Source organism: Streptomyces sp. NPDC002640, from assembly GCF_053592575.1.
This window is the reverse complement of the sequence record NZ_JBSFVZ010000003.1, coordinates 342,390-365,460: the sequence shown is the minus strand read 5'-3', so window position 1 is coordinate 365,460 and position 23,071 is coordinate 342,390. Positions and strand designations below refer to the sequence as shown.

General features: G+C 73.9%; 19 protein-coding genes. 12 read left to right on the top strand and 7 right to left on the bottom strand.

The genetic code is table 11. From position 1 onward, the window contains the following. Positions 1–429: 429 nt before the first annotated feature. Complete coding sequence (locus ACWD3O_RS06330) at positions 430–924, bottom strand: DUF2199 domain-containing protein (RefSeq protein WP_451408998.1); 495 nt, start codon at positions 922–924, stop codon at positions 430–432. A 200-nt stretch (positions 925–1,124) separates the two neighbouring features. Between ACWD3O_RS06330 and ACWD3O_RS06325 the strand changes: the two genes are divergently transcribed. After that, complete coding sequence (locus tag ACWD3O_RS06325; protein ID WP_451415003.1) at positions 1,125–1,787, top strand: HD domain-containing protein; 663 nt, start codon at positions 1,125–1,127, stop codon at positions 1,785–1,787. Between the two features lie 26 nt (positions 1,788–1,813). On the opposite strand, the gene ACWD3O_RS06320 is transcribed toward ACWD3O_RS06325, so the two are convergent. After that, a complete protein-coding gene (locus ACWD3O_RS06320) occupies positions 1,814–2,299 on the bottom strand; it encodes a YbjN domain-containing protein (protein ID WP_451408357.1) in 486 nt (161 codons plus the stop codon). Then, positions 2,292–3,638, bottom strand: a complete 1,347-nt coding sequence (gene mshA, locus ACWD3O_RS06315) for a D-inositol-3-phosphate glycosyltransferase (protein ID WP_451415002.1) — start codon at positions 3,636–3,638, stop codon at positions 2,292–2,294. Before mshA ends, ACWD3O_RS06320 begins: the two co-directional genes overlap by 8 nt. Positions 3,639–3,831: 193 nt before the next feature. Between mshA and ACWD3O_RS06310 the strand changes: the two genes are divergently transcribed. From ACWD3O_RS06310 to ACWD3O_RS06300, 3 genes are all read left to right on the top strand, one after another. Next, the gene (locus ACWD3O_RS06310) at positions 3,832–4,683 is read left to right on the top strand and encodes a class I SAM-dependent methyltransferase (protein ID WP_451415001.1); all 852 of its coding nucleotides are present in this window, start codon (positions 3,832–3,834) and stop codon (positions 4,681–4,683) included. A gap of 449 nt (positions 4,684–5,132) precedes the next feature. After that, entirely contained in the window at positions 5,133–9,005 is a 3,873-nt protein-coding gene (locus ACWD3O_RS06305) for a metallophosphoesterase (RefSeq protein ID WP_451415000.1), read from the top strand. Positions 9,006–9,409: 404 nt separating this feature from the next. After that, positions 9,410–10,576 (top strand): HupE/UreJ family protein, encoded by a 1,167-nt coding sequence (locus tag ACWD3O_RS06300; RefSeq protein ID WP_451414999.1) that lies wholly within the window; start codon positions 9,410–9,412, stop codon positions 10,574–10,576. 65 nt (positions 10,577–10,641) lie between these two features. Here the strand turns inward: ACWD3O_RS06300 and ACWD3O_RS06295 are convergent, their stop codons facing one another. Continuing rightward, complete coding sequence (locus tag ACWD3O_RS06295) at positions 10,642–10,797, bottom strand: hypothetical protein (RefSeq protein ID WP_356130147.1); 156 nt, start codon at positions 10,795–10,797, stop codon at positions 10,642–10,644. Positions 10,798–10,934: 137 nt separating this feature from the next. Beyond that, entirely contained in the window at positions 10,935–11,612 is a 678-nt protein-coding gene (phoU, locus tag ACWD3O_RS06290; protein ID WP_451408362.1) for a phosphate signaling complex protein PhoU, read from the bottom strand. Positions 11,613–11,900: 288 nt separating this feature from the next. Between phoU and ACWD3O_RS06285 the strand changes: the two genes are divergently transcribed. Then, entirely contained in the window at positions 11,901–13,196 is a 1,296-nt protein-coding gene (locus ACWD3O_RS06285; RefSeq protein WP_451414998.1) for a sensor histidine kinase, read from the top strand. Then, positions 13,193–13,873: a response regulator transcription factor gene (locus tag ACWD3O_RS06280; protein WP_356130141.1), complete on the top strand. Its 681-nt coding sequence runs from the start codon at positions 13,193–13,195 to the stop codon at positions 13,871–13,873. The genes ACWD3O_RS06285 and ACWD3O_RS06280 overlap by 4 nt, the downstream gene beginning before the upstream one ends. Positions 13,874–13,973: 100 nt before the next feature. Here the strand turns inward: ACWD3O_RS06280 and ACWD3O_RS06275 are convergent, their stop codons facing one another. Beyond that, positions 13,974–14,591, bottom strand: coding sequence for a DUF461 domain-containing protein (locus ACWD3O_RS06275; RefSeq protein WP_451414997.1), 618 nt, complete (start codon positions 14,589–14,591; stop codon positions 13,974–13,976). A gap of 689 nt (positions 14,592–15,280) precedes the next feature. Here ACWD3O_RS06275 and ACWD3O_RS06270 point away from each other — a divergent pair. From ACWD3O_RS06270 to ACWD3O_RS06245, 6 genes are all read left to right on the top strand, one after another. After that, a complete protein-coding gene (locus tag ACWD3O_RS06270; RefSeq protein WP_003953493.1) occupies positions 15,281–15,763 on the top strand; it encodes a CarD family transcriptional regulator in 483 nt (160 codons plus the stop codon). A gap of 291 nt (positions 15,764–16,054) precedes the next feature. Next, entirely contained in the window at positions 16,055–16,807 is a 753-nt protein-coding gene (ispD, locus tag ACWD3O_RS06265; RefSeq protein ID WP_451415048.1) for a 2-C-methyl-D-erythritol 4-phosphate cytidylyltransferase, read from the top strand. After that, positions 16,797–17,363, top strand: coding sequence for a 2-C-methyl-D-erythritol 2,4-cyclodiphosphate synthase (gene ispF, locus ACWD3O_RS06260; protein WP_451414996.1), 567 nt, complete (start codon positions 16,797–16,799; stop codon positions 17,361–17,363). Before ispD ends, ispF begins: the two co-directional genes overlap by 11 nt. Positions 17,364–17,432: 69 nt before the next feature. Beyond that, positions 17,433–18,833 carry a cysteine--tRNA ligase gene (gene cysS, locus ACWD3O_RS06255; protein ID WP_451408366.1) on the top strand — a complete coding sequence of 467 codons (1,401 nt, stop codon included), beginning with the start codon at positions 17,433–17,435 and terminating at the stop codon, positions 18,831–18,833. A 112-nt stretch (positions 18,834–18,945) separates the two neighbouring features. Continuing rightward, entirely contained in the window at positions 18,946–19,887 is a 942-nt protein-coding gene (gene rlmB, locus ACWD3O_RS06250) for a 23S rRNA (guanosine(2251)-2'-O)-methyltransferase RlmB (RefSeq protein WP_451408367.1), read from the top strand. 201 nt (positions 19,888–20,088) lie between these two features. Then, entirely contained in the window at positions 20,089–22,110 is a 2,022-nt protein-coding gene (locus tag ACWD3O_RS06245; RefSeq protein ID WP_451414995.1) for a DoxX family membrane protein, read from the top strand. A 134-nt stretch (positions 22,111–22,244) separates the two neighbouring features. Here ACWD3O_RS06245 and ACWD3O_RS06240 read toward each other — a convergent pair whose 3' ends face one another. Beyond that, a complete protein-coding gene (locus ACWD3O_RS06240; protein ID WP_451414994.1) occupies positions 22,245–22,892 on the bottom strand; it encodes a dihydrofolate reductase family protein in 648 nt (215 codons plus the stop codon). Positions 22,893–23,071 lie beyond the last annotated feature (179 nt).

Here is a 23,071-nt window from a genome sequence, read left to right as displayed (position 1 = left end):
GGCCGTGCGGCCTGAAGCCGGAGCTCGTGCTGGCTGTGCGGGCCGGGGCAGAAGCCGTGCGGGCCGTGCGGCCCCGGGTTGGGGCAGGGCTGGCCGGGTCAGGGGCCTGCGGGCAGGAGCCGCGTTGGCTGAGCAGGCCGGGGCAGGCGCCCTGCGGGCTGGGCGGCCCGGCCAAGAGCCGCGCTGGCCGTGCGGCCCGGGGCAGCGGCCGTGCTGGCCGTGCGGGCCGGGGCAGGGGCCTGCGGGCCGTGTGGCCTGGAGCCGGAGCCGTGCTGGCCGTGCGGCCCGGGGCAGGCGCCGTGCGGTCCGGGCGGCCCGGCCAAGAGCCGTGCTGGCCGTGCGGGCCGGGGCAGGCGCCGTGCGGCCTGAGCCGGAGCCGCGCCGGCTGTGCGGGACAGGCCAAGAGCCCTGCGGGCGGTGCGGTCCGGGTCAGCGGTTGTGCGGGCCGGGTGACCCGCCCCGGCCGGGCGGGCCGTCCGTGCCGTGCAGGACCGCCTCCGCGATCTCCCGCACCCGCGCCAGCGTGATCCCCTCGCGCTGCTCCACCGCGAGCGGATGGTCCGTCGGCTCCAGCTCGACGAAGGGTCTTCGGCCCACCTCACGGGTGTGGACGTTGGTGCGGAGGTTGAGGGTGCTGGGGGAGTACAGGGGGAGCTCGGTGGTCAGCCAGCCGAAGTACGGCGGCTCCGCCTCCCGCCCGGGGGTCTCCCACAACTCGTCCGCCCGCCGGAAGTTCTGGGCGCTGAGTGAGACCCAGACACCCCACTCGAAGCTCTCGCCGGTCTCGCGGACCGGGATCTCGATCAGGCCCTTCACGAAGAAGTGCTCGCCCTTGATCACGCACTGGTCGGGGGAGAGGACGCTGTCCTCGCGGTCGGCGTAGCGCGGGTCCCAGACGTCGGGCGCCTCGGTGGAGTAACCCAGGGGGAGGCCCGCGTGGTGCTCCCCGCACCGCGAGCAGACGAAGCCGGGTTCCTCGTGGCCGGGTTCCTCGTGTGTCATGTCCCGAGGGTAGTGGCCCCCTCCGACGGTCACGACGGAACCGTCGGACACGGCCGTTTCCGCCACGCGTCCCCCACAATGTCGTCTCCGCCGCCACCCGGTCGGCGGGACAGGAGGTCCGCATGCGCCCCAACCCTGTGCCCGGCCACGCCCGGAGACCGGAGGCCACCGGTCCCGATCTCCTCGCGCGGGCCCTGCACGGCCCGTCCGACCCGCCCCTGCTCCCGCTGCCGGACCGTGCGGCCGGGCTGCTGACCGCCGTGGACTGCCCGCCGCGCCTGGCGGCTCACCTGCGCGCCGTGCACGACGTGGCACACCTGCTGGTGGACGGGCTGGTGGACGGACTGATGGACCGGCTGGAGCGCGACCGCCCCTCCGTGACCCTCGACCGGGAGGCGGTGCTGTTCGGGGCGGCCACGCACGACATCGGCAAGGTCCTCCACCCGGGCGAACTCACCGGCCCCGGCTCCGCCCACGAGGAGGCCGGCCGCGGCCTCCTCGTGGACCACGGCGTCCCGCCCCGCCTGGCCCGCTTCGCCGCCACCCACGCCTCGTGGTCCGACCCGGGTGTCGTCCTGGAGGACCTGGTCGTGTCCCTGGCCGACAAGGTGTGGAAGGGCAGGCGCGTCGCGGACCTCGAGGACCTGGTGGTGGTTCGGCTCGCCGCGGCGACCGGCCGCCCGGCCTGGGAGGAGTTCGCCGCACTCGACGACCTGCTGACCGCCCTCGGCGAGGACGCCGACGCCCGCCTGAGGTTCCAGGCGTCCTTCCCCGTCCACCCCTGAGCGACGGACCGCCGCTGCGAGGGCTGCTACTCATCCTCGATGAGGCGGGAGAAGGCCTCCAGGTTCCGGGTGGACTCGCCGCGGGAGACGCGCCAGGCGTACTCCTTGCGGATGGAGGAGGCGAAACCCAGCTCCAGCAGCGTGTTGAAGGCGCCGTCGGCCGCCTCCAGGACCTGGCCGAGGAGGCGGTCGAGCTCCTCCGCGGTGATGGAGGCCAGCGGCAGGCGCGCGGTGACGTACACGTCGCCGTGCGGGTCGACGGCGTAGGAGACGCCGTACAGCTTGAGGTTGCGCTCCAGGAGCCAGCGGTGGACGCCCGCCTCGTTCTCGTCCGGGTGACGGATGACGAAGGCGTTCAGGGAGAGCGAGTGGCGGCCCGCGATCAGGGAGACCGCCGTGGAGAGCTTTCTGGTGCCGGGGAGCGTGACGACGTACTTGCCCGGCCCCGGGGACTCCCAGTCCAGCTCGGCGTCCCGCAGGAACTCCTCGATCACCTCTCGCGCGTCAGCCATGGGCCGAGCGTACGCGACGGCGGTGGGCGTGCAGGGCGGCCGTGTACACCTCGGTGGTCGCCGCGGCGGCGCGGTCCCAGCCGAAGCCCTGGGCGTGGCGGGCGGCCTGCGCGCCGAGGCGGGCGGTGAGGGACGGGTCGTCGGCGAAGCGGAGCAGCACGCCCGCGTAGTCGGCGGGGTCGTGGCCGCGGACCAGGTAGCCGGTCTCGCCGTCGCGGACCGCCACCGGCAGCCCGCCCACCGCGGCGGCCAGCACCGGCGTGCCGGTGGCCTGCGCCTCGATGGCGACCAGGCCGAACGACTCGCTGTAGGACGGCATCACCAGCACGGAGGCCGCCCGGAACCAGTCCGCCAGCCGGTCCTGCCCCACCGGCGGGTGGAACCGCACCACGTCGCCGATGCCGAGCCGCGCCGACAGCTTCTGCAGCCGCTCCGGCTTGGCCAGCCCGCTGCCGCTGGGGCCGCCCACCACCGGCACCACCAGCCGGGACCGCAGCTCGGGCCGCCGCTCCAGCAGCACCGCCACCGCGCGCAGCAGCACGTCGGGGGCCTTCAGCGGCTGTATCCGCCCGGCGAAGAGGGGGATCAGGGCGTCCTGGGGGAGGCCCAGACGCGCGCGGGCCGCGGCCCGGCCGTCGGCCGGGCGGAAGCGGTCCAGGTTGACGCCGGGATGCACGATCTCGACCTTCGCGGGGTCGGCCTCGTAGTGGTGGACCAGGTCGGCGGCCTCGTCGGCGGTGTTGGCGATCAGCCGGTCCGCCGCGTCCACGATCTGGGTCTCGCCGATCACCCGGGCCGGCGGCTCGGGCGTGTCGCCCTCCGCGAGGGAGGCGTTCTTGACCTTGGCCATGGTGTGCATGGCGTGCACCAGCGGCACACCCCAGCGCTGCGCGGCCAGCCAGCCGACGTGGCCGGAGAGCCAGTAGTGCGAGTGCACCAGGTCGTAGTGGCCCGGCCGGTGGCCCGCCCAGGCCTGCATCACGCCGTGGGTGAAGGCGCAGAGCTGGGCCGGCAGCTCCTCCTTGGCCAGCCCCTCGTACGGCCCGGCGTCCACGTGGCGCACCAGGACGCCGGGGGCCAGTTCCACGGACGGGGGCAGGGAGGCGGCGGTGGCGCGGGTGAAGATCTCCACCTCCACGCCCTGCGCGGCGAGCCGGCGGGCGAGCTCCACGATGTAGACGTTCATGCCCCCCGCGTCGCCCGTACCGGGCTGGTGCAGCGGCGACGTGTGCACGGAGAGCATGGCGACGCGGCGCGGACGGCGCGGGCTCCCCGGCAGCCTCAACCGCGGCGGCGACGCCGGGGAGAGACGCCCGAGCCTGGTCACGTACTGGCTCACGTGGCAGTCCTCCATGGGTGTCGGGTGGGTGCGCGGCCTGGAACCCCTCCAGGGGCGGAAACACCGGAGGGGCGTGCGCCATTTCGACTTTGCCAAAACGTTACGCCGCGCGACCGTTCCGTCGCCGTGATGTGAACGGCGCCTCACGGGCCGCGCGGGGGCCCGCACCCCGCGCTTCCGTACCCTCGTATCCATGACGACCCGCCCCGCGACCCTTCCCCACCCGCGGTCCCGCCGGGGCGGGAGCACCGCCGTGGTGGGCACGGTGACGCGCGGGACGACCAACCCCAACCGGCTGCGCCGGATGGACCGCTGGATCGCCGCCACCCACGGGGCGGAGCTGCGCCGCGCGGAGCGTCCGGTCGCCGTGGACCTCGGCTACGGGGCCGCCCCGTGGACCGCGGTCGAACTGCTCGGCCGGCTGCGGACCGCCGCGCCGCGGACACGGGTGGTCGGCATCGAGATCGATCCCGCGCGGGTCGCCGCGGCCCGCCCCTACGAGCGGGAGGGGCTGGAGTTCCGGCACGGCGGCTTCGAGGTGCCGCTCGCTTCGCGGCCCCAGCTCATCAGGGCCGCGAACGTGCTGCGCCAGTACGACGAGGAGCAGGTCGCCGAGGTGTGGTCGCGGCTGTGCGCCCGCCTCGCGCCGGCCGGCCCGCACGGCTTGCGGGGCGGGCTGCTGGTCGAGGGCACCTGCGACGAGATCGGACGCCGCCACGTGTGGGTCGCCCTCGGTCCCGAGGGGCCGCGCACGGTCACCTTCGCGACGCGGCTGGGCTCGCTGGACCGGCCGTCCGACCTGGCCGAGAGGCTGCCCAAGGCGCTGATCCACCGGAACGTCCCGGGCGAGCCGGTGCACGCGTTCCTCCGCGACTTCGACCGGGCGTGGGCGGCCGCGGCGCCGTACGCGGCCTACGGGGCGCGGCAGCGGTGGATCCGCGCGGTGCGGGACCTCGGCGCCGACTGGCCGGTCGTCGACGGCCCCTCCCGCTGGCGCCAGGGCGAACTCACCCTCCCCTGGCCGGCCCTCGCCCCCCGCCGCTGACCGGACCCTCGCCCCGCCCGCCGCTGACCGGGCGTTCGCCCGCCGCTGACCGTGCGTTCCCCCGCCGCGGCCAACCGTGCCGCCCTGGCCGCGCGGCGAACGGTACGCCCCACCCCGGCAGGCCGACGGCACCGTATGCCGCGCGCCCGCAGGGGGGCGCCCCGCGTGACACCGCGCGGGGCGGAATGACGCGGGAGTGGTGAGTTCTGCCCTGTGTCGCCGTGTCATCGCGCTCCGTTCACCTCCCCTCCCCACCATCGGCATGGGCATGCTGCGCCCGCTCCCCCACAGCCGACCGCCGCGTGCCCTTCGACGTGGACGGACGAGGGAAGGGACGGCGGCCGATGCAGCCGACAGTGCCGCGGGCGCGGCGACGAAGAGCGGGGCAGGGGAGGAGGGCCGCGGCGACGGCCCTCGCCGTGCTACTGCTCGCCGGAGGGAACACCGCGGTGGCGTTCGCGGACGACGGTGACCGGGCGGCCGCGGGGGACCGGCCCACGCCCGACCCGGTGGACGCCACCAGCCTCCCGACGCTGACCCCCGCCGAGGGGGCCTACCTGGAGGGCACCGAGAAGGTCGCCGCCACCCCCACGCTGGCGGGCGACTCCGTCACCGGGCTCGCGGTCGACGGGGAGGCGATCGACGCGGACCGCACGGTCGGGACCTCCCGGCTCAGCTTCGACGTGGGCTCCAACTCCACCGAGGCCCGCTACGGCAACCACATCGTCGTCAACGGCGGCTTCCGGATCGACATCGGCGACCGCGTCGGCGAACGGGTCACCCTGGAGATCCCCGACGAGCACCTGGTCAAGGGCGAGAACAAGGTCGAGATCCTGGCCGGCACGGTGGAGAGCGCCTGCGGCGTCAACTACGACGACTTCGTCCTCTCCGACATCACCCTCGAACTGCTCGGCGAGGTCGCCGACGGCGAGGAGAACGAGTACACGTACTCCTTCGGCGACGGCAGCTGCGGCTCCAACACCTCGCTGCGCAAGCAGGCGGCGCTGACCTTCTTCGTGCTCGGCGAGCCCGGCGCCACCACCGGCCTCGCCGCCGGCCTGGACACCACGCGGCTGTCCAACGGCGAGCATGCGATCAGCGCGCGGACCACCTCGGGCAGGACGGTCACCCACCGGGTGACCGTCAACAACGCCCCGCCCGGCGCCCCCCGCGTCACCCCCGTGGACGGCACGCTGACCCGCCGCACCCAGAGCGTCTTCGCCGCCACCCCGGCCGGCGCCGAGGGCACCGGCACCACCGGGCTGACCGTCGACGGCAAGGCCCCCGCCACCCGGGCCACCCTGGGCAACGGCGCGGCGACGTTCTCCTTCGACGTCGGCTCCAACTCGCTGGACGACAAGTACGACAGCCACCTGCTGGTCAACGGCAAGCGGATCGACCTCGGCGGCACCTGGGTGAGCCGGCGCGTCGACATCGCGATCCCGGCCCGCCACCTGGTGCCCGGCGAGAACACCGTCACGGTGGTCGCCGGTCCGTACAAGGAGAGCTGCGGCGACAACCGCGACGACTTCGACATCGCCGGCGTCGCCCTCACCCTGGACGGCGCCACCGTCACCGGCCACGACATCGCCGACGGCTACGCGATGGGCGACGGCAGCTGCGGCTCCAGCACCACCCGCCTGCGCGAGGCCGACCTGCGCTTCACCGTCGACGCCCCCGCCGTGCACGTCCCGGAGACCCTGGGCCACGGCGACGCCACCCTGGCCTTCACCGTCGGCTCCAACTCCATCGAGGCCCGCTACGGCAACCACCTGCTGGTCAACGGCCAGAAGCGGGTCATCGAGAGCGACCTGGCGGGCGAGCGCGCGGAGCTGACCTTCCCCAACGAGTGGCTGGCGCCCGGCTGGAACACCGTCGACCTGGTCACCGGCACCTTCGCCACCTCCTGCGGCGACAACCGCGACGACTTCGCCGTCTCGGACATCACCCTCACCCCGGCCGCCGGCACCGCCGCCGGCCGCATGGTCAAGGGCTCCTACGGCCTGGGCGACGGCAACTGCGGCGACAACGTCAACCCGCTCACCGAGATCGACCTGCAGTTCTACGTCGACGCCCCGGCCCAGGGCCTGCGCGCCGACCTGGACACCACCACGCTCGACGACGGCCCGCACACCCTGGCCGCCGTGTCGAAGGCGGGGAAGACCGCCACCCGCACCCTGGTCACCGACAACTCCGCCCCGAAGGTCGCCACCAGCGTCCCCGCCGCCGGGCAGCGGCTCACCTCCGCGGTGACCCTGGACCTGCGGGTCGAGGACCTCTCCGGCGTCGTCGACGGCCCGCACGTCGAGCTGGACGGCAAGCGGATCGCCCTCGGCGACCCGGTCGGCCCCGGCCTGAAGGCGGGCGCCCACACCTTGACCGTCACCGCCACCGACGGCCTCGGCAACACCGGCGAGCGCACGGTCGCGTTCACCTCCGCCGGCATCCCCGACGTCCCCGCCGACCTGGCGCCGGCCTCCGGCTCCACCGACGAGGGCCGCACGGTCACCCTCTCCGCCAAGGTCGCCGAGCCCGACGGCGGCAAGGTCACCGCCACCTTCTCGGAGGCGGAGATCCTCGTCCCGCACCAGGTCTGGGAAGGCACCGCCTCCGCCGTCCCCACCACCCTGAAGGTGGCAGGCGAGAAGCAGGTCAGGGCCAAGGGCCTCGCCCCCGCCGACGGGAAGCTGCTCGAGGCGCCGTCCGCCCAGGACGTGACGTTCCAGCGGTTCGACGTCATGGTGAAGGGCCGCGTCGACGCGCCGGTCCTGCGCTGGGAGGGCGTGGTCGACCCCGAGCGCCTTGCCTCGCTGCGGGTCTGGAACACCCGGAACGAGGCCTGGGACACGCTGGCGAGCGCCCGCGGCGCCGTCACCGGCGAGACCGTCCTCACCTCCGTGGTCGACCGGCGGTACGTCGACGGCCAGCGGGTCCACGTCATGGTGACCGGCGAGGACCCGTTCGCCGACGACATCGAGGCCGGTGACCCGGACTCCTTCGCCGACCCCTCGACGTACGACTTCTCGATGGTCCACTACACCGACACCCAGTACCTCTCCGAGGGCGCGGTGGAGCAGGAGACCGCCGAGGAGAGGGCGGTCTGGGAGAGCGCCTACGGCGACGTGATGCGCTGGATCGCCGAGAACAAGGACGCCCGCAAGATCTCGTACGTGGCGCACACCGGCGACATCACCGAGAACAACATCCGGGCACCCGCCACCGAGGACATGCAGCGCCAGGTCGTCGGCGAGATGGAGATGTCCTCCCGGCAGCAGAAGATCATCGACGACGCGGGCGTGCCCAACGGCGTCGTCGCGGGCAACCACGACAACCGGTCCGGCACCGAGAACGGCCCCACCGCGCTCTACAACCGGTACTACGGCCCCGACCGCTACGAGGCGGCCTCCCGGAACTGGGAGCACGCCTCCTACGGCGGCCCGTGGCGCGAGGGCGACAACCAGAACCACTACGACCTGTTCTCGGCCGGCGGCCTGGACTTCGTGGTGGTCGGCCTCTCCTACGGCGTGACCCGCGAGGAGGCCGAGTGGGCGGACGGGATCTTCAAGCAGTACCCGGACCGCAACGGCATCCTGCTCTCGCACGACTACCTGGCCCCGAGCACCAGCCCGGACGGCCGCGGCGCCGGGTTCTCCGCGCCGGACGGGTCGATGCTCTACAAGACCGTCGTCGAGGACAATCCCAACGTGTTCCTGATTCTCGCCGGCCACGAGCACGGCGTGGGCACCAACATCAAGCCGCGGGTCGGCGAGATCGAGCACGGCGTCGTCGAGCTGCTGGCGGACTACCAGTTCTACACGGTGTCCGCGGACCGTCTCGGGCTCACCGAGGTCGGCGGCTACCGGCCCGACGAGCAGCTGCGGTTCGGGGCGAGCTTCTTCCGCATGCTGCAGTTCGACGTGGACCGGTCGGAGCTGATCGTCGACACCTACTCGCCGCTGCTGGACGACTTCGGCGCGACCGAGTACGACACCGACCACCGCTACGACGGCACCGAGGACAACATGGTGCTGCCGGTGGACCTCAGCAGCCGGACCACCACCTTCAGCACCGACTCCGTCGCCCTCTACGACCCGGTGGGCGTCGTCGGGACGGACCGGGCGGACTCGGGCGGCACCGCCGAGGTGACCTGGAAGGGCCTGAGGCCGGGCACCACGCACGCCTGGTTCGTCACCGCCCGCTCCGCCGGGGGCGGTGTGAGCGTCTCCGAGCCGAGCGTCTTCGTGACCAGGGACGAGCGCGGCCGGCCGGGCACGGCCGACCCCGGCCTCGCCCCCTGGTTCGCCCCGGCCCCCGGGCGCTGACGCCCCCCACCCCCACGGCCCCTGGGCGTTGACCCCCCACCCCACGGCCCCGGGCCCGGTGAGCTCCCCCCACCGGCCCCGGGGCCCACGCCCTTCCCACGCCCTTCCCGCGCCTGATCCCGCGTCGCTCCCGTGCTTGATCCCGCGTCGCTCCCGTGCTTGATCCCGCGTCGCTCCCGTGCCCGCTCCCGCGCCCGACCCGCTCCCGCGCCCGACCCGCTCCCGCGCCGCTCCCGTGCCCGACCCGCTCCCGCGCCCGACCCGCTCCCGCGCCGCTCCCGTGCCCCGCCCCGCCCCCTGCCCCGTTCCAGCAGCCCCGCGGCCCTCCCGTTCCCCGCCCCGCGGCCCTCCCGTTCCCCGCCCCGCGGTCCGACCGTTCCCGACCCCCGCCTGGAGCCCGCCCCATGCCCCGCCTCCCGCACCGGCTCGCCGCCCTGCTCGCCCTGGTGGCCGCGCTGTTCGCCACCGGCCTGCTGAGACCCGCGCCCGCCGCCGCGCACGACGCCACCACCACCGCCTACGCCGAGGTCACCGGACCGGGACCCGGCGGCCGGGTCACCGCCGTCCTCGACCTCGAGTACGACCTGCTGATGAAGTCCGCCTGGCTCTACGCCGAGGCGTACGAGGCGAAGGGGCGCCAGGAGCAGCTCCGGCAGCTCGCGCTCCACGCCGACGCCGTGCACGGGTACGTCACCCAGCGGTTCACGCTCGCCCGCGACAACCGTCCCTGCGCCGTCACCCCGGCGGGTGAGGCCGATGTCCACAGCCGCGGCGGGCGCGCCTTCGCCCTGCTCACCCTGGCGTACAGCTGCCCGGCGCAGGACGGCCCCTACACGGTCACCAGCGCGCTCTTCCCGGACGCCGAGACCTTCGTCCACAGCACCGAGACGGTCGTCCGCCTGGACCTCGCGGGCGAGACGGACTCCCGGCTGCTGACTGCGGCCGAGCCCTCGCTGCGGGCCGGGGGCGGCTCCGACGGCGGCACCGCGCGGCAGATCGGGGAGTTCTTCGTACTGGGCGCCGAGCACCTGCTGCTGGGGCCGGACCACGTGCTGTTCCTGCTGGCGCTGCTGCTCGGGGCGCGCGGCCTACGGGACGTGCTCCTGGCGGCCGGCGCCTTCGCCGCCGCGCACAGCGTGACGTTCCTGCTGGCGTCGACCGGGACCGTGACCGTCCCGGCGGCGGTGGTCGAGCCGGTGATCGCGGGCTCCATCGCGGTGGTGGCCGTCGTCGACGTGGCGCTGCTGCGGGCCGATCCGGCCGGCGCCCTCGCCCGGCGGGCGGCGCGGTGGCGGCTGCCGGTGGTGTTCGTCTTCGGCCTGGTCCACGGGCTCGGCTTCGCGGGGGCGCTCGGCATCGACGAGAGCTGGTCCTGGGAGCTGCTGCTGTCGCTGCTGAGCTTCAACGTGGGCATCGAGGCGGCGCAGCTGCTGGTGATCGCCGTCGCGTTCCCGCTGCTGGCGCTGGTGCGCCGCACCCCGGCCCACCGCTGGGTGCTGCCCGCCCTGGCCGTCCCCGTGACGCTGACGGCCCTGTACTGGCTCACCACCCGCGTCGCGGGCATCGCCTGAGACGCACGGGAGCCCCGCCCCCGGGAAGGGGAGCGGGGCTCGACGTGGTGGGTGGGGCGTCGGTGTCAGCCGCACTGACAGGGGGCGCCGGACTGGCAGCCGCAGCCGCAGCCGGAACCACAGCCGCAGGCGGCCAGCAGCGGCAGGGCACGCGGCGCGGGCGCCTCCTCGGTGTCGGCGGCGCGGGTCGGGTCGTCGTCCGTGCGGGGGGCCTCGGCCATCTCGGGTCCATCCCTCCAGTGGCGTGCGAACAGAGCACGGGGTACCTGTGGTCCTCCCCATTGCACCGCCCGCGCCCACGGCGCATCAACGGCGCACGGAGGCGCCGGGCCCCGGGCGCCGCCCGCGGGCATGGGCCTCAGGCGCCGCCCACGCCGCCCTCCGCGGAGAAGTCACCCGGGTGCTCACCGGTGACCAGGAACACCACCCGCCGCGCCGCGGACACCGCGTGGTCCGCGAACCGCTCGTAGTAGCGGCCGAGCAGCGTGACGTCGACCGCCGTCTCGATCCCGTGCTCCCACTTGTCGTCCATCAGGTGCTGGAAGAGCGTGCGGTGCAGGGTGTCCATGGCGTCGTCGTCCTGCTCCAGCTGGAGCGCCAGCCGGACGTCCTGCGTCGCCAGCACCTCGGCCGTCTTGGCCATCAGCCGCTGCGCGAGCTGGCCCATCTCCAGGATGGTGGCGTGCAGGTCCGAGGGGACCGCCTGCTGCGGGTAGCGCAGCCGCGCCAGCTTGGCCACGTGCTTGGCGAGGTCCCCGGACCGCTCCAGGTCGGCCGAGATTCTCAGCGAGGTCACCACCGTCCGCAGGTCGGTCGCCACCGGCTGCTGGCGGGCCAGCAGGGCGATCGCCCGGGCCTCCAGGTCGTGCTGCTTCTCGTCGACGTCCCGGTCGGCCTCGATCACCCGCTCCGCGAGCGAGAGGTCGGCGTCCAGGATGGCCGTGGTCGCCCGGCCCATCGCCGAGCCGACCGTGCGGGCCATCCCGACCAGCTCCTCGGTGATCGAATCCAGCTCCTCGTGGTACGCGTCACGCATCTGTTGTTCCCCTTTTCGGATGACGGACGGTCCCGGGCGGATCCCGGGTGACTTCCCCGGGCGGGCCGATCACGTGTTTCCACGTGGGGTCGGTCCTACCCGCCCACGGCGACCTTAGGCAACCGGAAAGCGTGCCCCCCGTTCCGCCGCCGTTCACGCGGCTCCGGGCCGCCGTCGGCCAGCGGGAGTGAACCGACACGAACCGGAAGGTGAACTCTGGGCGACCAGTGCGCCAGGTCTCTCTCCGGAGGCTGGGGAGCAGGCCCTCACCCCACCTAACCTGGAGGCATGGACGTGAACGCGGCGGTCGCCGCAGCGGCGGCGATCGCAGGTGTGCTCACCGGCGTCATCGCCATGCTGGCGTTCCGCTGGAGCGAGAGCGACCTGGAACGCCCGAGCCGTGCCTCCGCGCACGCCGAGAGCCCGCTCCCCCGGGGGGTGGACACCGTCCTGTCGGTGCTCCGCTCCTCGGCGGTGGTGCTGGACGAGGCGGACGCGGTGGTCAAGGCCAGCTCCGCCGCCTATGCGCTGGGACTGGTCCGCGGCGGCAGGCTCGCCGTGGAACCGATGCTGCAGATGGCCCGGGACACCCGGCGGGACGGCGAGATACGCCAGGTCGAACTGGAACTGCCCCGACGCGGCACCGGCCGCGGCGAACCCCTGGCGGTCTCCGCCCGGGTGGCCCCGCTCGGCTCGCGCCTGGTGATGCTGCTGGTCGAGGACCTCACCGAGGCCCGCCGCATCGAGGCCGTCCGCCGGGACTTCGTCGTCAACGTGTCGCACGAGCTCAAGACCCCCGTGGGAGCGCTCTCCCTGCTGTCGGAGGCCGTGATGGACGCCGCCGACGACCCGGAGGCGGTTCAGCGGTTCGCCGGACGCATGCAGATCGAGGCCACCCGCCTCACCAACCTCGTACAGGAACTCATCGACCTCTCCCGGATCCAGAACGACGATCCGCTGGAGGACGCCGAGCCGGTGAAGGCCGAGGTGCTGGTCGAGGAGGCCATGGACCGCTGCCGCCAGCAGGCCGGCTCCAAGAACATCACCATGGCCGCGGCCGGCGCCGAGGGGCTGTACGTCTGGGGCAACCGCGGCCAGCTCGCCGCCGCCCTCGGCAACCTCGTCGAGAACGCGGTCAACTACTCGCCCGCCCAGACCAAGGTCGGCATCGCGGTCCGCCAGGTGGCCGGCCCGGGCGGCGACATGATCGAGATCGCCGTCACCGACCAGGGCATCGGCATCTCCGACCGCGACAAGGAGCGCATCTTCGAGCGCTTCTACCGCGTCGACCCGGCCCGCTCCAGGGCCACCGGCGGCACCGGCCTGGGCCTGGCCATCGTCAAGCACGTGGTGGCCTCGCACGGCGGCGAGATCACCGTCTGGAGCACCGAGGGCCAGGGCTCCACCTTCACCATCCGGCTGCCGGAGGCCCGCGCGACGCGTGAGCGCGGCGACGGGTCCGCGGCCGCCGCCCCGGACATGACCGGCGCCACCGCGGCGCCCGCCACCGGCTCCACCGCCGTACCCACCCCTTCGCCCGATTCGCGACCCGATTCGCTTCCCGCTCCGGAGGTCCGCCCGTGACCCGTGTGCTCGTCGTCGAGGACGAGGAGTCCTTCTCCGACGTCCTGTCGTACATGCTCCGCAAAGAGGGCTTCGAGGTCGCCGTCGCGGCCACCGGCCCCGACGGCCTCGAGGAGTTCGAGCGCAACGGAGCCGACCTGGTTCTGCTCGACCTGATGCTGCCCGGGCTGCCGGGCACCGAGGTCTGCCGTCAGCTGCGCAACCGCTCCAACGTCCCGGTGATCATGGTCACCGCCAAGGACAGCGAGATCGACAAGGTCGTCGGGCTGGAGATAGGCGCCGACGACTACGTCACCAAGCCGTTCTCCTCCCGCGAGCTGGTGGCCCGCATCCGCGCCGTGCTGCGGCGCCGGGGCGAGCCCGAGGAGACCACCCCCACGGCGCTCGAGGCCGGTCCGGTCCGCATGGACGTGGACCGCCACGTCGTCACCGTGGACGGCGACAAGGTGGACCTGCCGCTCAAGGAGTTCGACCTGCTGGAGATGCTGCTGCGCAACGCCGGGCGCGTGCTGACCCGGATGCAGCTCATCGACCGGGTGTGGGGCGCGGACTACGTGGGCGACACCAAGACCCTCGACGTCCACGTCAAGCGGCTCCGGGCGAAGATCGAGCCCGACCCGGGCGCCCCGCGGTACCTGGTCACGGTCCGCGGCCTGGGCTACAAGTTCGAGCCGTAGGCCGGCCCGGACCCACACACGCCGAAGGGGCGGCTCCCCGCGGGGAGCCGCCCCTTCGGCGTGTGCGCGCCGCGGCGGGCGTGTGACCCGTCCGCCGTCGTCAGTGGCCGGCGTCGCCCTCGGGGGCGGAGGCGGAGGCGTCCGCCGCGCCGGGCTCCGTGGCGGAACCGGACGGCGAGGCCGAGCCGGAGGGCTCGCCGGCGCCGGGGACGGCGCTCGGGCCCCAGTCGGAGAGGTAGCTGTCGGCGGGCAGTACGAGCGCTTCCAGGGAGACCCGGCCGGTCTCGCTGAAGGTGAAGGTCACCTTGTGGTTGTCGCCGTCCCGCACGGCGTCCCGGCCGCCGGAGACCGTCGCGGTCGCGTCCTTGTCGCCGCCGATCACCAGCCGGCCGCCGGCCGGAACGGTCAGCGTGCCGCCCTTGGCCGGCTCGAGCTCCACGGTGTGGCCGCCGTCCAGGGTGATGGAGTCCAGCGTCTGGTCCTTCGTGCCGTCGTTGAAGACGGTCGCCATGACGGCGGCGGGGCCGGTGGCCTCGGTGTCGGGCTGCGTGAGGACGGCGACGTTCTGCACCTTGATGTCGCCGACCGCGACGCCCGCCAGATCCGGCTTGATCTGCAGGGTCTCGGCGTTGTTGCCGGCGCCGCAGGCGGCGAGCGAGGCGATCGAGAACGCGATGGCGGCGGCGGCGAGGGCGCCGCGTCGAAGGCTGCTGCTCACGGCGGCGGCAACTCCTTAACGTGGGCGAAGCGGGACGGCGGTGACGCCGCCGGCTCCCAGGGACGGGTGAAGCGTTGGCGCCCCAAGATTACCGAGCCGCCTCTTCCCGGCCGCACCCGACCCACCCGAGGAGAACCGCGCGCTCACCCGGTGTGAACCGCCCGTCCGCGGGCACCGGGACGTCACCCTTCCGCTTGACGTTCGTCACAACAACATAGGTCTTCACCCCCGAAGGCGCCTCGAACCCTTGTCGGGCGCCCGTGGATTCACGTGCCGTCGGCTCGGCTTTCGGATAACTGCGGGCTGTTATTTCCGCAGGCCCGGAATGCCGTTGGCGAATTTTGATCAGGGGGTGCATCGGGTGCCCGGTGATCAATTTCCGATTGCCTCCGCGCGTCACCCGGCAGCCGGATGGCCCGCTCGAACGGAGTAGCGGAGTTCGTTCACTTGGAATCGGACATTCTGGGGCGTAACGTCGTTGTCGCGAGGCCTCGAAGGGGTGTAACGTCCGCGTTTCGCACGGCCGGGAACCCCCCTCCGACCTGCGAATACCCCCTTCCGCTCCCCTTCCGAAGCATGTACCCGCTGGAGTTGTCAAGCCCCGAGATATGCCCTGACCTGCGAAAACGCCATTCAGAACACGCCCAATCCGTGTTACCCTGGATAGCCACGGAAGGGGTACCTGTCACATGACGTTCAAGGTTGGCGACACCGTGGTCTATCCCCATCACGGGGCCGCGCTGATCGAGGCCATCGAAACTCGCCAGATCAAAGGCGTGGACAAGACCTATCTGGTGCTGAAGGTCGCCCAGGGCGATCTCACGGTGCGCGTGCCGGCGGACAATGCGGAGTTCGTGGGCGTGCGTGACGTGGTCGGTCAGGATGGACTGGACCGGGTCTTCGAGGTGCTGCGCGCGCCGTACGCCGAGGAGCCCACCAACTGGTCACGCCGTTACAAGGCAAACCTGGAGAAGCTGGCCTCCGGCGATGTCATCAAGGTCGCCGAGGTCGTGCGCGACCTGTGGCGTCGTGAGCGCGAGCGGGGCCTGTCCGCCGGTGAGAAGCGCATGCTCGCCAAGGCCCGCCAGATCCTGGTCAGCGAGCTCGCTCTCGCGGAGAACACCAACGAGGACAAGGCCGAGGCGCTCCTCGACGAGGTGCTCGCCTCCTGATGTTCATCCGGACGCGCCCGCGCGGCCTCGCCGAGCGCGACCGGATCTAGGACAGTCGCTGCCGCAGTGCCCGATGATGCGAAAGCATTGCCGGGCGCTGCGGCATGTCCAGGGACGGATCGGCCGTCACGCCGGCGGCAGGTCCTCGCCCGGCCTCTCCGTACCCGTGATCCTCCGCGCCGCCCGTTTGTTACGGAAGGGCCGGCCGGCGGCGGAGCATGCGGTTCGGTGAGGCCATACCCATCCGCGCGGAGCACACAAACCTGACGGGAACCGATGTCTGACGCAGCCTTGTCCCGAGACGAGCGCCCCTCCTCCCCGCCGGCCGGCACCGCCGTGGTGATCCCGGCCGCCGGCCGCGGAGTACGGCTGGGCCCCGGCGCCCCCAAGGCGCTGCGGACGCTCGGCGGGACCCCCATGCTGATCCACGCGGTGCGCGCCATGGCCGCGTCCCGCCATGTCTCCCTGGTCGTGGTGGTGGCCCCGCCCGACGGCGCCGCCGAGGTGCGGTCCCTCCTCGACTCGCACGCCCTGCCGGAACGCACCGACTTCCTGGTGGTCCCCGGCGGCGAGACCCGGCAGGAGTCGGTGCGGCTCGGCCTGGAGGCGCTGCCCTCCGGCCACGAGGTGGTCCTGGTCCACGACGCGGCCCGGCCGCTGGTCCCGGTGGACACCGTGGACGCGGTGATCGAGGCCGTGCGCGACGGCGCCCCGGCCGTGGTCCCCGCGCTGCCGCCGGCCGACACGGTCAAGGAGGTCGAGCCGGCCGCCGTCACCGGGGAGCCCGAGCCGGTGGTGGCCACCCCGGACCGGGCCCGGCTGCGCGCCGTGCAGACCCCGCAGGGGTTCGACCGGACGGTGCTGACCCGCGCCCACAAGGAGGTCGAGGGCGACGTCACCGACGACGCGAGCATGGTCGAACGCCTCGGCCTGCGGGTCGTCACGGTGCCCGGGCACGAGGAGGCGTTCAAGGTGACCCGCCCGCTGGACCTGGTCCTGGCGGAGGCGGTCCTGGCCCGCAGGAGGCGCAACGATGGCTTCTGAGCAGCCCGCGGCAGCGGTGGCTTCCGAGCAGCCCGCGGCAGCGCCGGCTTCCGAGCAGCCCGCCGTCCCGTACCCGCTGCCACGGGTCGGCATCGGCACCGACATCCACGCCTTCGAGGAGGGCCGCGACCTGTGGTGCGCGGGCCTGAAGTGGGAGGGGGAGGGTCCCGGACTGGCCGGGCACTCCGACGCCGACGTGGTCGCGCACGCCGCATGCAACGCGCTCTTCTCCGCCGCCGGACTCGGCGACCTGGGGCAGCACTTCGGCACCTCCCGCCCCGAGTGGTCCGGCGCCTCCGGGGTCACCCTGCTCACCGAGGCGGCCCGGATCGTCCGTGCGGCGGGCTTCGTCATCGGCAACGTCGCCGTGCAGGTCGTCGGACCCCGGCCGAAGATCGGCAAGCGGCGCGACGAGGCGCAGAAGATCCTCTCCGAGGCGGCGGGCGCTCCGGTCTCCGTCTCCGGCGCGACCACCGACGGCCTCGGCTTCCCGGGGCGGGACGAGGGGCTGATGGCCGTCGCCACCGCCCTGGTCGTCCGCGAGGCCGGACGGTAGCGGCAACCGCCGGTGGCCGCTTGTGGTAGTGGGCGTGAGGCAGTGGCCCGCGCCCACTACTCTTGAGGCGTGACTATTCGCCTGTACGACACCAGCGCCCGGCAGATCCGTGACTTCGTCCCGCTCACGCAGGGCTGTGTCTCGATCTACCTGTGTGGTGCCACCGTCCAGGCGCCCCCGCACATCGGGCACATCCGCTCGGGCCTCAACTTCGACGTGCTGCGCCGCTGGTTCGCCCACCGCGGCTACCAGGTGACCTTCGTCCGGAACGTCACGGACATCGACGACAAGATCATCGCCAAGTCGGCCGAGCAGGGCCGCCCCTGGTGGTCCATCGGCTACGAGAACGAGCGGGCCTTCACCGCCGCCTACGACGCGCTCGGCTGCCTGCCGCCGACGTACGAGCCGCGGGCCACCGGCCACGTCACCGAGATGGTCGAGATGATGCGGGGCCTGATCGAGCGCGGCCACGCCTACGAGGCGGACGGCAGCGTCTACTTCGACGTGCGCTCGTACCCCGACTACCTCTCGCTGTCGAACCAGGACGTCGACGACCTCCGCCAGCCCGACGAGGGCGTGGCGGGCAAGCGGGACCCGCGCGACTTCGCCATGTGGAAGGCGGTCAAGCCGGGCGAGCCCAGCTGGGACACCCCGTTCGGCCGGGGCCGCCCCGGCTGGCACCTGGAGTGCTCGGCGATGGTCCACAAGTACCTGGGATCCGCCTTCGACATCCACGGCGGCGGCCTGGACCTGATCTTCCCGCACCACGAGAACGAGATCGCCCAGTCCAAGGCGTTCGGCGACGAGTTCGCCCGCTACTGGATGCACAACGCCTGGGTGACGATGAGCGGCGAGAAGATGTCCAAGTCGCTGGGCAACTCGGTGCTGGTCTCCGAGATGGTCACCCGGTGGCGGCCCATCGTCCTGCGCTACTACCTGGGCACCCCGCACTACCGGTCGATGATCGAGTACAGCGAGGAGGCCCTGCGCGAGGCCGAGTCGGCGTTCGCCCGGATCGAGGGCTTCGTCGAGCGCGCCGTGGAGCTCGCGGGCGGGCCGGTCGAGCCCGCCGCCGAGGTCCCGCCGGCCTTCGCCGAGGCGATGGACGACGACCTGGGCACCCCGCAGGCGCTCGCCGTGGTGCACACCACGGTCCGGCAGGGCAACAGCGCGCTGGCCGCCGACGACAAGGAGGCCGTGGTCGCCCGTCTGGCCGAGGTCCGCGCCATGCTCGGCGTGCTCGGCCTCGACCCGCTGGACGCACACTGGTCCGGCGGCGCCCAGGGCCGCGGCGAGGAGCTCGAGGGCGTGGTCGACGGGCTGGTGCGGCTGGTGCTCGAGCAGCGCGAGGCCGCCCGCGCCCGCAAGGACTGGGCGACCGCCGACGCCATCCGCGACCAGCTCGGCCGCTCCGGCCTGGTCGTCGAGGACAGCCCGCACGGACCCCGGTGGTCCCTCGGCGGCCGCTGACCTGACCTGCGCGAGTGTGCCGCCCGGGCTTCCGGGCGGCACACTTGCACTTCCAGACGTATCCAGACGTACAGACGTACACACCCCCCAGCTTCACGGAGACGATCAGCTCATGTCCAAGGACCGCCGCGCATCGAGTAAGAAGGGCGCGCAGGTCGGCAGTGGCGGCCAGCGACGCCGGGGTCTCGAGGGCAAGGGACCGACCCCGCCCGCCGAGATGCGCAAGGGGCACGCCAAGCAGCGTGCCGCCAACGCGAAGGCCCGCCGCGCCCAGGGCCGGCCCACCGCCGCCCGGCGCGGCGGTGGCCGCTCCACCTCCGAGCTGGTCGTCGGCCGCAACCCCGTCGTCGAGGCGCTCCGCGAGGGCGTGCCGGCCAAGACGCTCTACGTGCAGCAGTTCATCGACAGCGACGAGCGGGTCCGCGAGGCGCTGCAGCTCGCGGCCGAGCGCGGCGGCATCAACCTGATGGAGGCGCCGCGCCCCGAGCTGGACCGGATGACCAACGGCCTCAACCACCAGGGCCTGGTGCTGCAGGTCCCGCCGTACGAGTACGCGCACCCCGAGGACCTGGTCGCCGACGCCGCCGACGCGGGCGAGGACCCGCTGATCGTCGCCCTGGACGGGGTCACCGACCCGCGGAACCTCGGCGCGGTGGTCCGCTCCGTCTCCGCCTTCGGCGGCCACGGCGTGGTCGTGCCGGAGCGCCGCGCGGCCGGCATGACCGCGGGCGCCTGGAAGACCTCGGCCGGTACCGCGGCCCGCACCCCGGTGGCGCGGGCCACCAACCTGACCCGGGCGCTGGAGCAGTACAAGAAGTCCGGCGTGGTCGTCGTGGGCCTGGCGGCCGACGGCGAGCACGAGATCGGGGACCTGGAGGCGCTCTCCGGCCCGGTCGTCGTCGTGGTCGGCAGCGAGGGCAAGGGCCTGTCCCGCCTGGTGGGCGAGACCTGCGACTTCCGGGTCCGCATCCCGATGCCGGGCGGCGCCGAGTCGCTCAACGCCGGTGTGGCGGCGGGCATCGTGCTCTACGAGGCGGCACGCCGCCGGGTGTGACCGCCGGGCCCGAGCGCCGGGCCTGACCGCCGGGCCTGACCGCCGGGTCCTGCGGGACCCGGCGCGGCACCCGTTCCGTCTCGAACAGGTGTGCAGAAATTCGCCCACGCGGGGTGTTTTGGGGGCGACTGCCGAGCTTGACGTGCTTCGGACAGATCGGGGCGCTCGGGGCAGTGTCCTTACGTGTCGTCACTCGGTTAGATGAGTGTGGACACCAGAACACCCCGCACACCTACGGGGGACCGTCCGTCGGGCTTCGACGACACCCCCGCGCTGAGCATGGTGAAGGTGCCCTGCGATCCCGCGCAGGTCATCGTCAATCACGCGAGTTTCCGCGTGCAGTTGGGCGCCTCGGCGCGGCGGGCCAGGTCGACGCGGATCGCCGGGCACGTGAGAGCCACCGAGGACACGACGCCGATCCCCGTCGTCGCGCAGCCGGGTGCGGCCGCGGCCGGGAAGAAGCGGCGTCCGGTCGTCTGGAGCGGGCGTTCCGCGCCGGACGACACGGGGGCGCACCGCCTGCTGCAGGCCGTGCGGGGTGCCCAGCTGGGCGGCCTCGCCCAGGCGCCCGCCGCGCCCGCCGCACCGGTGTCCCCCACGCCCTCTCCCGCGACGACCCAGACCATCCCGCGGCTGCCGGACCCCGGCGCGGGCTACGGCGGCGGCTTCGGCGAGGGCTTCGACCGGGGTTACGACGGCGGTGTGGCCGCCGGCTACGCGGGCGGGCGCGAGGAGAGCGCGACGGAGCGCACTCTCGAGACGCCGGTGATCGGCGAGGGCACCCGCCTCCTGCCGCCCATGCGGTCGGTGGGCAGCGCCTTCGAGGAGCCCGGCTATCTGGCGCCGGGCGCGTACGAGACCTACGCCGACGAGTACGGCTCCGACACCTCCGGCTACGGCCGGACGGGCGCGTACGGGGACACGGGGGCGCGGTACGGCGGCTACGGCCCGGACGGGTACGCGGGCGGCGGCTACGGCACGGACGGCCACCGTCCCGACGTCTACGGTCCGGACGTCTACGGTCCGGACGGTCACCCCGCGGACGCCTACCGCCCCGACGGCTACGGTCCGGACGGCTACGGGCCCGACGGGTACGGCCCGGACGGGTACGCCGCGGACGGCTACGGCGCCGAGGCGCTCGCGGCGGAGGCCGGGGCGGAGGAGGGCCGCGGGGGCCGGCGGGCGACGGAGAAGCACGCCTACTACCCCGGCCGCCGGATGAACCTGGGCGTGGTGCTGCTGCCGCTGCGCGTCTTCCTCGGCTTCGTCTCCGTCTACGACGGCATGGGCAAGCTCTGCGACCCGGTCTACTTCGACGGCGGCGAACGCGGCTCGATGACCCGGCTGCTGCACGCCCTCGAACCGGGGGGCATCGGCGAACCGCTGCACGGCTTCGCCCTCCAGCACCCGGTGGGCTCCGGCCTGACCGTGGCCTTCCTGCAGGTGCTCGTGGGCGTGCTGACCGTCCTCGGCCTGTGGCAGCGGGTCGCGGCCGGGGTGGGCGTGCTGCTGGCGGCGACGCTGCTGATGTGCGTGAGCTGGCAGGCCGTGCCGGTGTACGAGATGGCGGACGTGGTCTACCTGGCCGCCTGGTCGCCGCTGGTGATCGCGGGCGCGCCGGTCTACTCGGCGGACGGCGCGCTGGCCGGGCGGGCCTGGCGGCGGCTGGGCCCGCGGGCCCCGCTGTGGGACCTGCGCCGGTACGTGCTGAAGCGGGGTGCGCTGGCGGCGGGTGTCGTCGCGGGCCTGACCCTGCTGGTCGGGTCGCTGCTCGGCGCGGCGGTGCGGGACGCGGACCGGGTGGTCGTGCCGCGCCCCGGCGAGCCGCCCCGCAACGCGCTGCCGGGGTCGCCGCTGCCGGGTGACACGGTGCCGGGAAGCCGGTCGCCGTCCGAGTCGGCCTCGGGCGAGCCCACGGCCGGGTCCGAGGGCACGGCCTCCGAGCCGACCGCGGGCACGGCGGGGGCCCAGGAGCGCACCGCCGGCACGGAGGCCGACGCGGGCGAGGACGCCGCCGGGACGGACACCGGGGACGCCGGTGACCCCTCGGGCGGGCGGCCCAGCGAGTCCGGTCAGGCACCGCCGGTGGAGCCCGCGCCCGAGGAGGCGCCGGCGGGGGCCGGCACGTCGGACGGCGCCCCCTCCTCCGGCAGCCCTTCCGGCGGCGGCTCCCCCGACGAGTCCCCGCGCAACCCCGGCCTCGTCGGCGGCCTCTTCGGCTGACCGGCACGAGCCGGACGGAGATCCCGACGGAGATCCCGACGGGAAGGCCCGACGGGAAAGCCCCCGGCCCTGGTGCGGGCCGGGGGCTTTCCCCTTGCCGGGGTGTGGTCCCGTTGGCGGGGACCCCGGTGGTGTCACCTGCGCCAGAAGAGGTGGTGGGTCACGCCGCTCGGGCTGGGCACGACCTCCAGGTGGTAGCGGTCGAGCAGCTCGTCGGGCGACTCCCACAGCCGCAGACCGGAACCGAACTCCACGGGACAGACCGCGACGTGCAGCGTGTCGACGAGGTCCGCCTCCAGGAACTGCCGCACGGTGGAGACCCCGCCGCCGAGCCGGACGTCCTTGCCCCCCGCCGCCTTCCGCGCCTGTTCCAGGACGGCCGCGGGGTCGCCGTCGACGAAGTGGAACGTGGTGTCGGAGAGCGTGAACGACGGACGCGGGTGATGCGTCATCACGAACACCGGGGTGTGGAACGGCGGTTCGTCGCCCCACCAGCCCTTCCACTCGTGGTCCGTCCACGGCCCGCGCTGCGGGCCGAACTTGTTGCGGCCCATGATCTCGGCGCCGATGTCGTGCGAGAAGTCCCGCGTGAAGTAGTCGTCGAGGCCGCGGCTGCCGCCGGGGTCGGTGCGGTTGGGCCAGCTCGCCGTGGCGCCCGCCCAGGCGAAGAGCGTCGCCGGATCGACCGCGAGACCGAACGGGTTCTCCAGGCTCTGGTCCTCGCCCGCGCCGACCCCGTCACGCGAGACGGTGAAATTCTGGACCCTCAGCAGCTGCGGCACGCGGTTTCCCCTCTGTCGCCCTGGCGGCCTGTCGCCCCGTCGCCCTGGCGTCCTGACGCCCTGGCGCGGTGACGGTGGCCAGACCCTATCGGCGGCGGGACCGCATTGGCGGGCTCCCGGGCGTACGATGGCGCGTCGCGCCGTCGGCCCGCCGGGGCCTCCGGAGCCGGTCGCGGGCC

Bases quoted from the DNA above. Each gene is read 5' to 3' on its own strand.
- ACWD3O_RS06320 (WP_451408357.1), bottom strand. From the start codon at position 2,299: ATGGCTGACGCGCGAGAGGTGATCGAGGAGTTCCTGCGGGACGCCGAG.
- ispF (WP_451414996.1), top strand. From the start codon at position 16,797: ATGGCTTCTGAGCAGCCCGCGGCAGCGGTGGCTTCCGAGCAGCCCGCG.
- ACWD3O_RS06295 (WP_356130147.1), bottom strand. From the start codon at position 10,797: ATGGCCGAGGCCCCCCGCACGGACGACGACCCGACCCGCGCCGCCGAC.
- ACWD3O_RS06245 (WP_451414995.1), top strand. From the start codon at position 20,089: ATGAGTGTGGACACCAGAACACCCCGCACACCTACGGGGGACCGTCCG.
- ACWD3O_RS06270 (WP_003953493.1), top strand. From the start codon at position 15,281: ATGACGTTCAAGGTTGGCGACACCGTGGTCTATCCCCATCACGGGGCC.
- ACWD3O_RS06300 (WP_451414999.1), top strand. From the start codon at position 9,410: ATGCCCCGCCTCCCGCACCGGCTCGCCGCCCTGCTCGCCCTGGTGGCC.
- ACWD3O_RS06325 (WP_451415003.1), top strand. From the start codon at position 1,125: ATGCGCCCCAACCCTGTGCCCGGCCACGCCCGGAGACCGGAGGCCACC.
- ACWD3O_RS06310 (WP_451415001.1), top strand. From the start codon at position 3,832: ATGACGACCCGCCCCGCGACCCTTCCCCACCCGCGGTCCCGCCGGGGC.
- rlmB (WP_451408367.1), top strand. From the start codon at position 18,946: ATGTCCAAGGACCGCCGCGCATCGAGTAAGAAGGGCGCGCAGGTCGGC.
- phoU (WP_451408362.1), bottom strand. From the start codon at position 11,612: ATGCGTGACGCGTACCACGAGGAGCTGGATTCGATCACCGAGGAGCTG.
- ACWD3O_RS06285 (WP_451414998.1), top strand. From the start codon at position 11,901: ATGGACGTGAACGCGGCGGTCGCCGCAGCGGCGGCGATCGCAGGTGTG.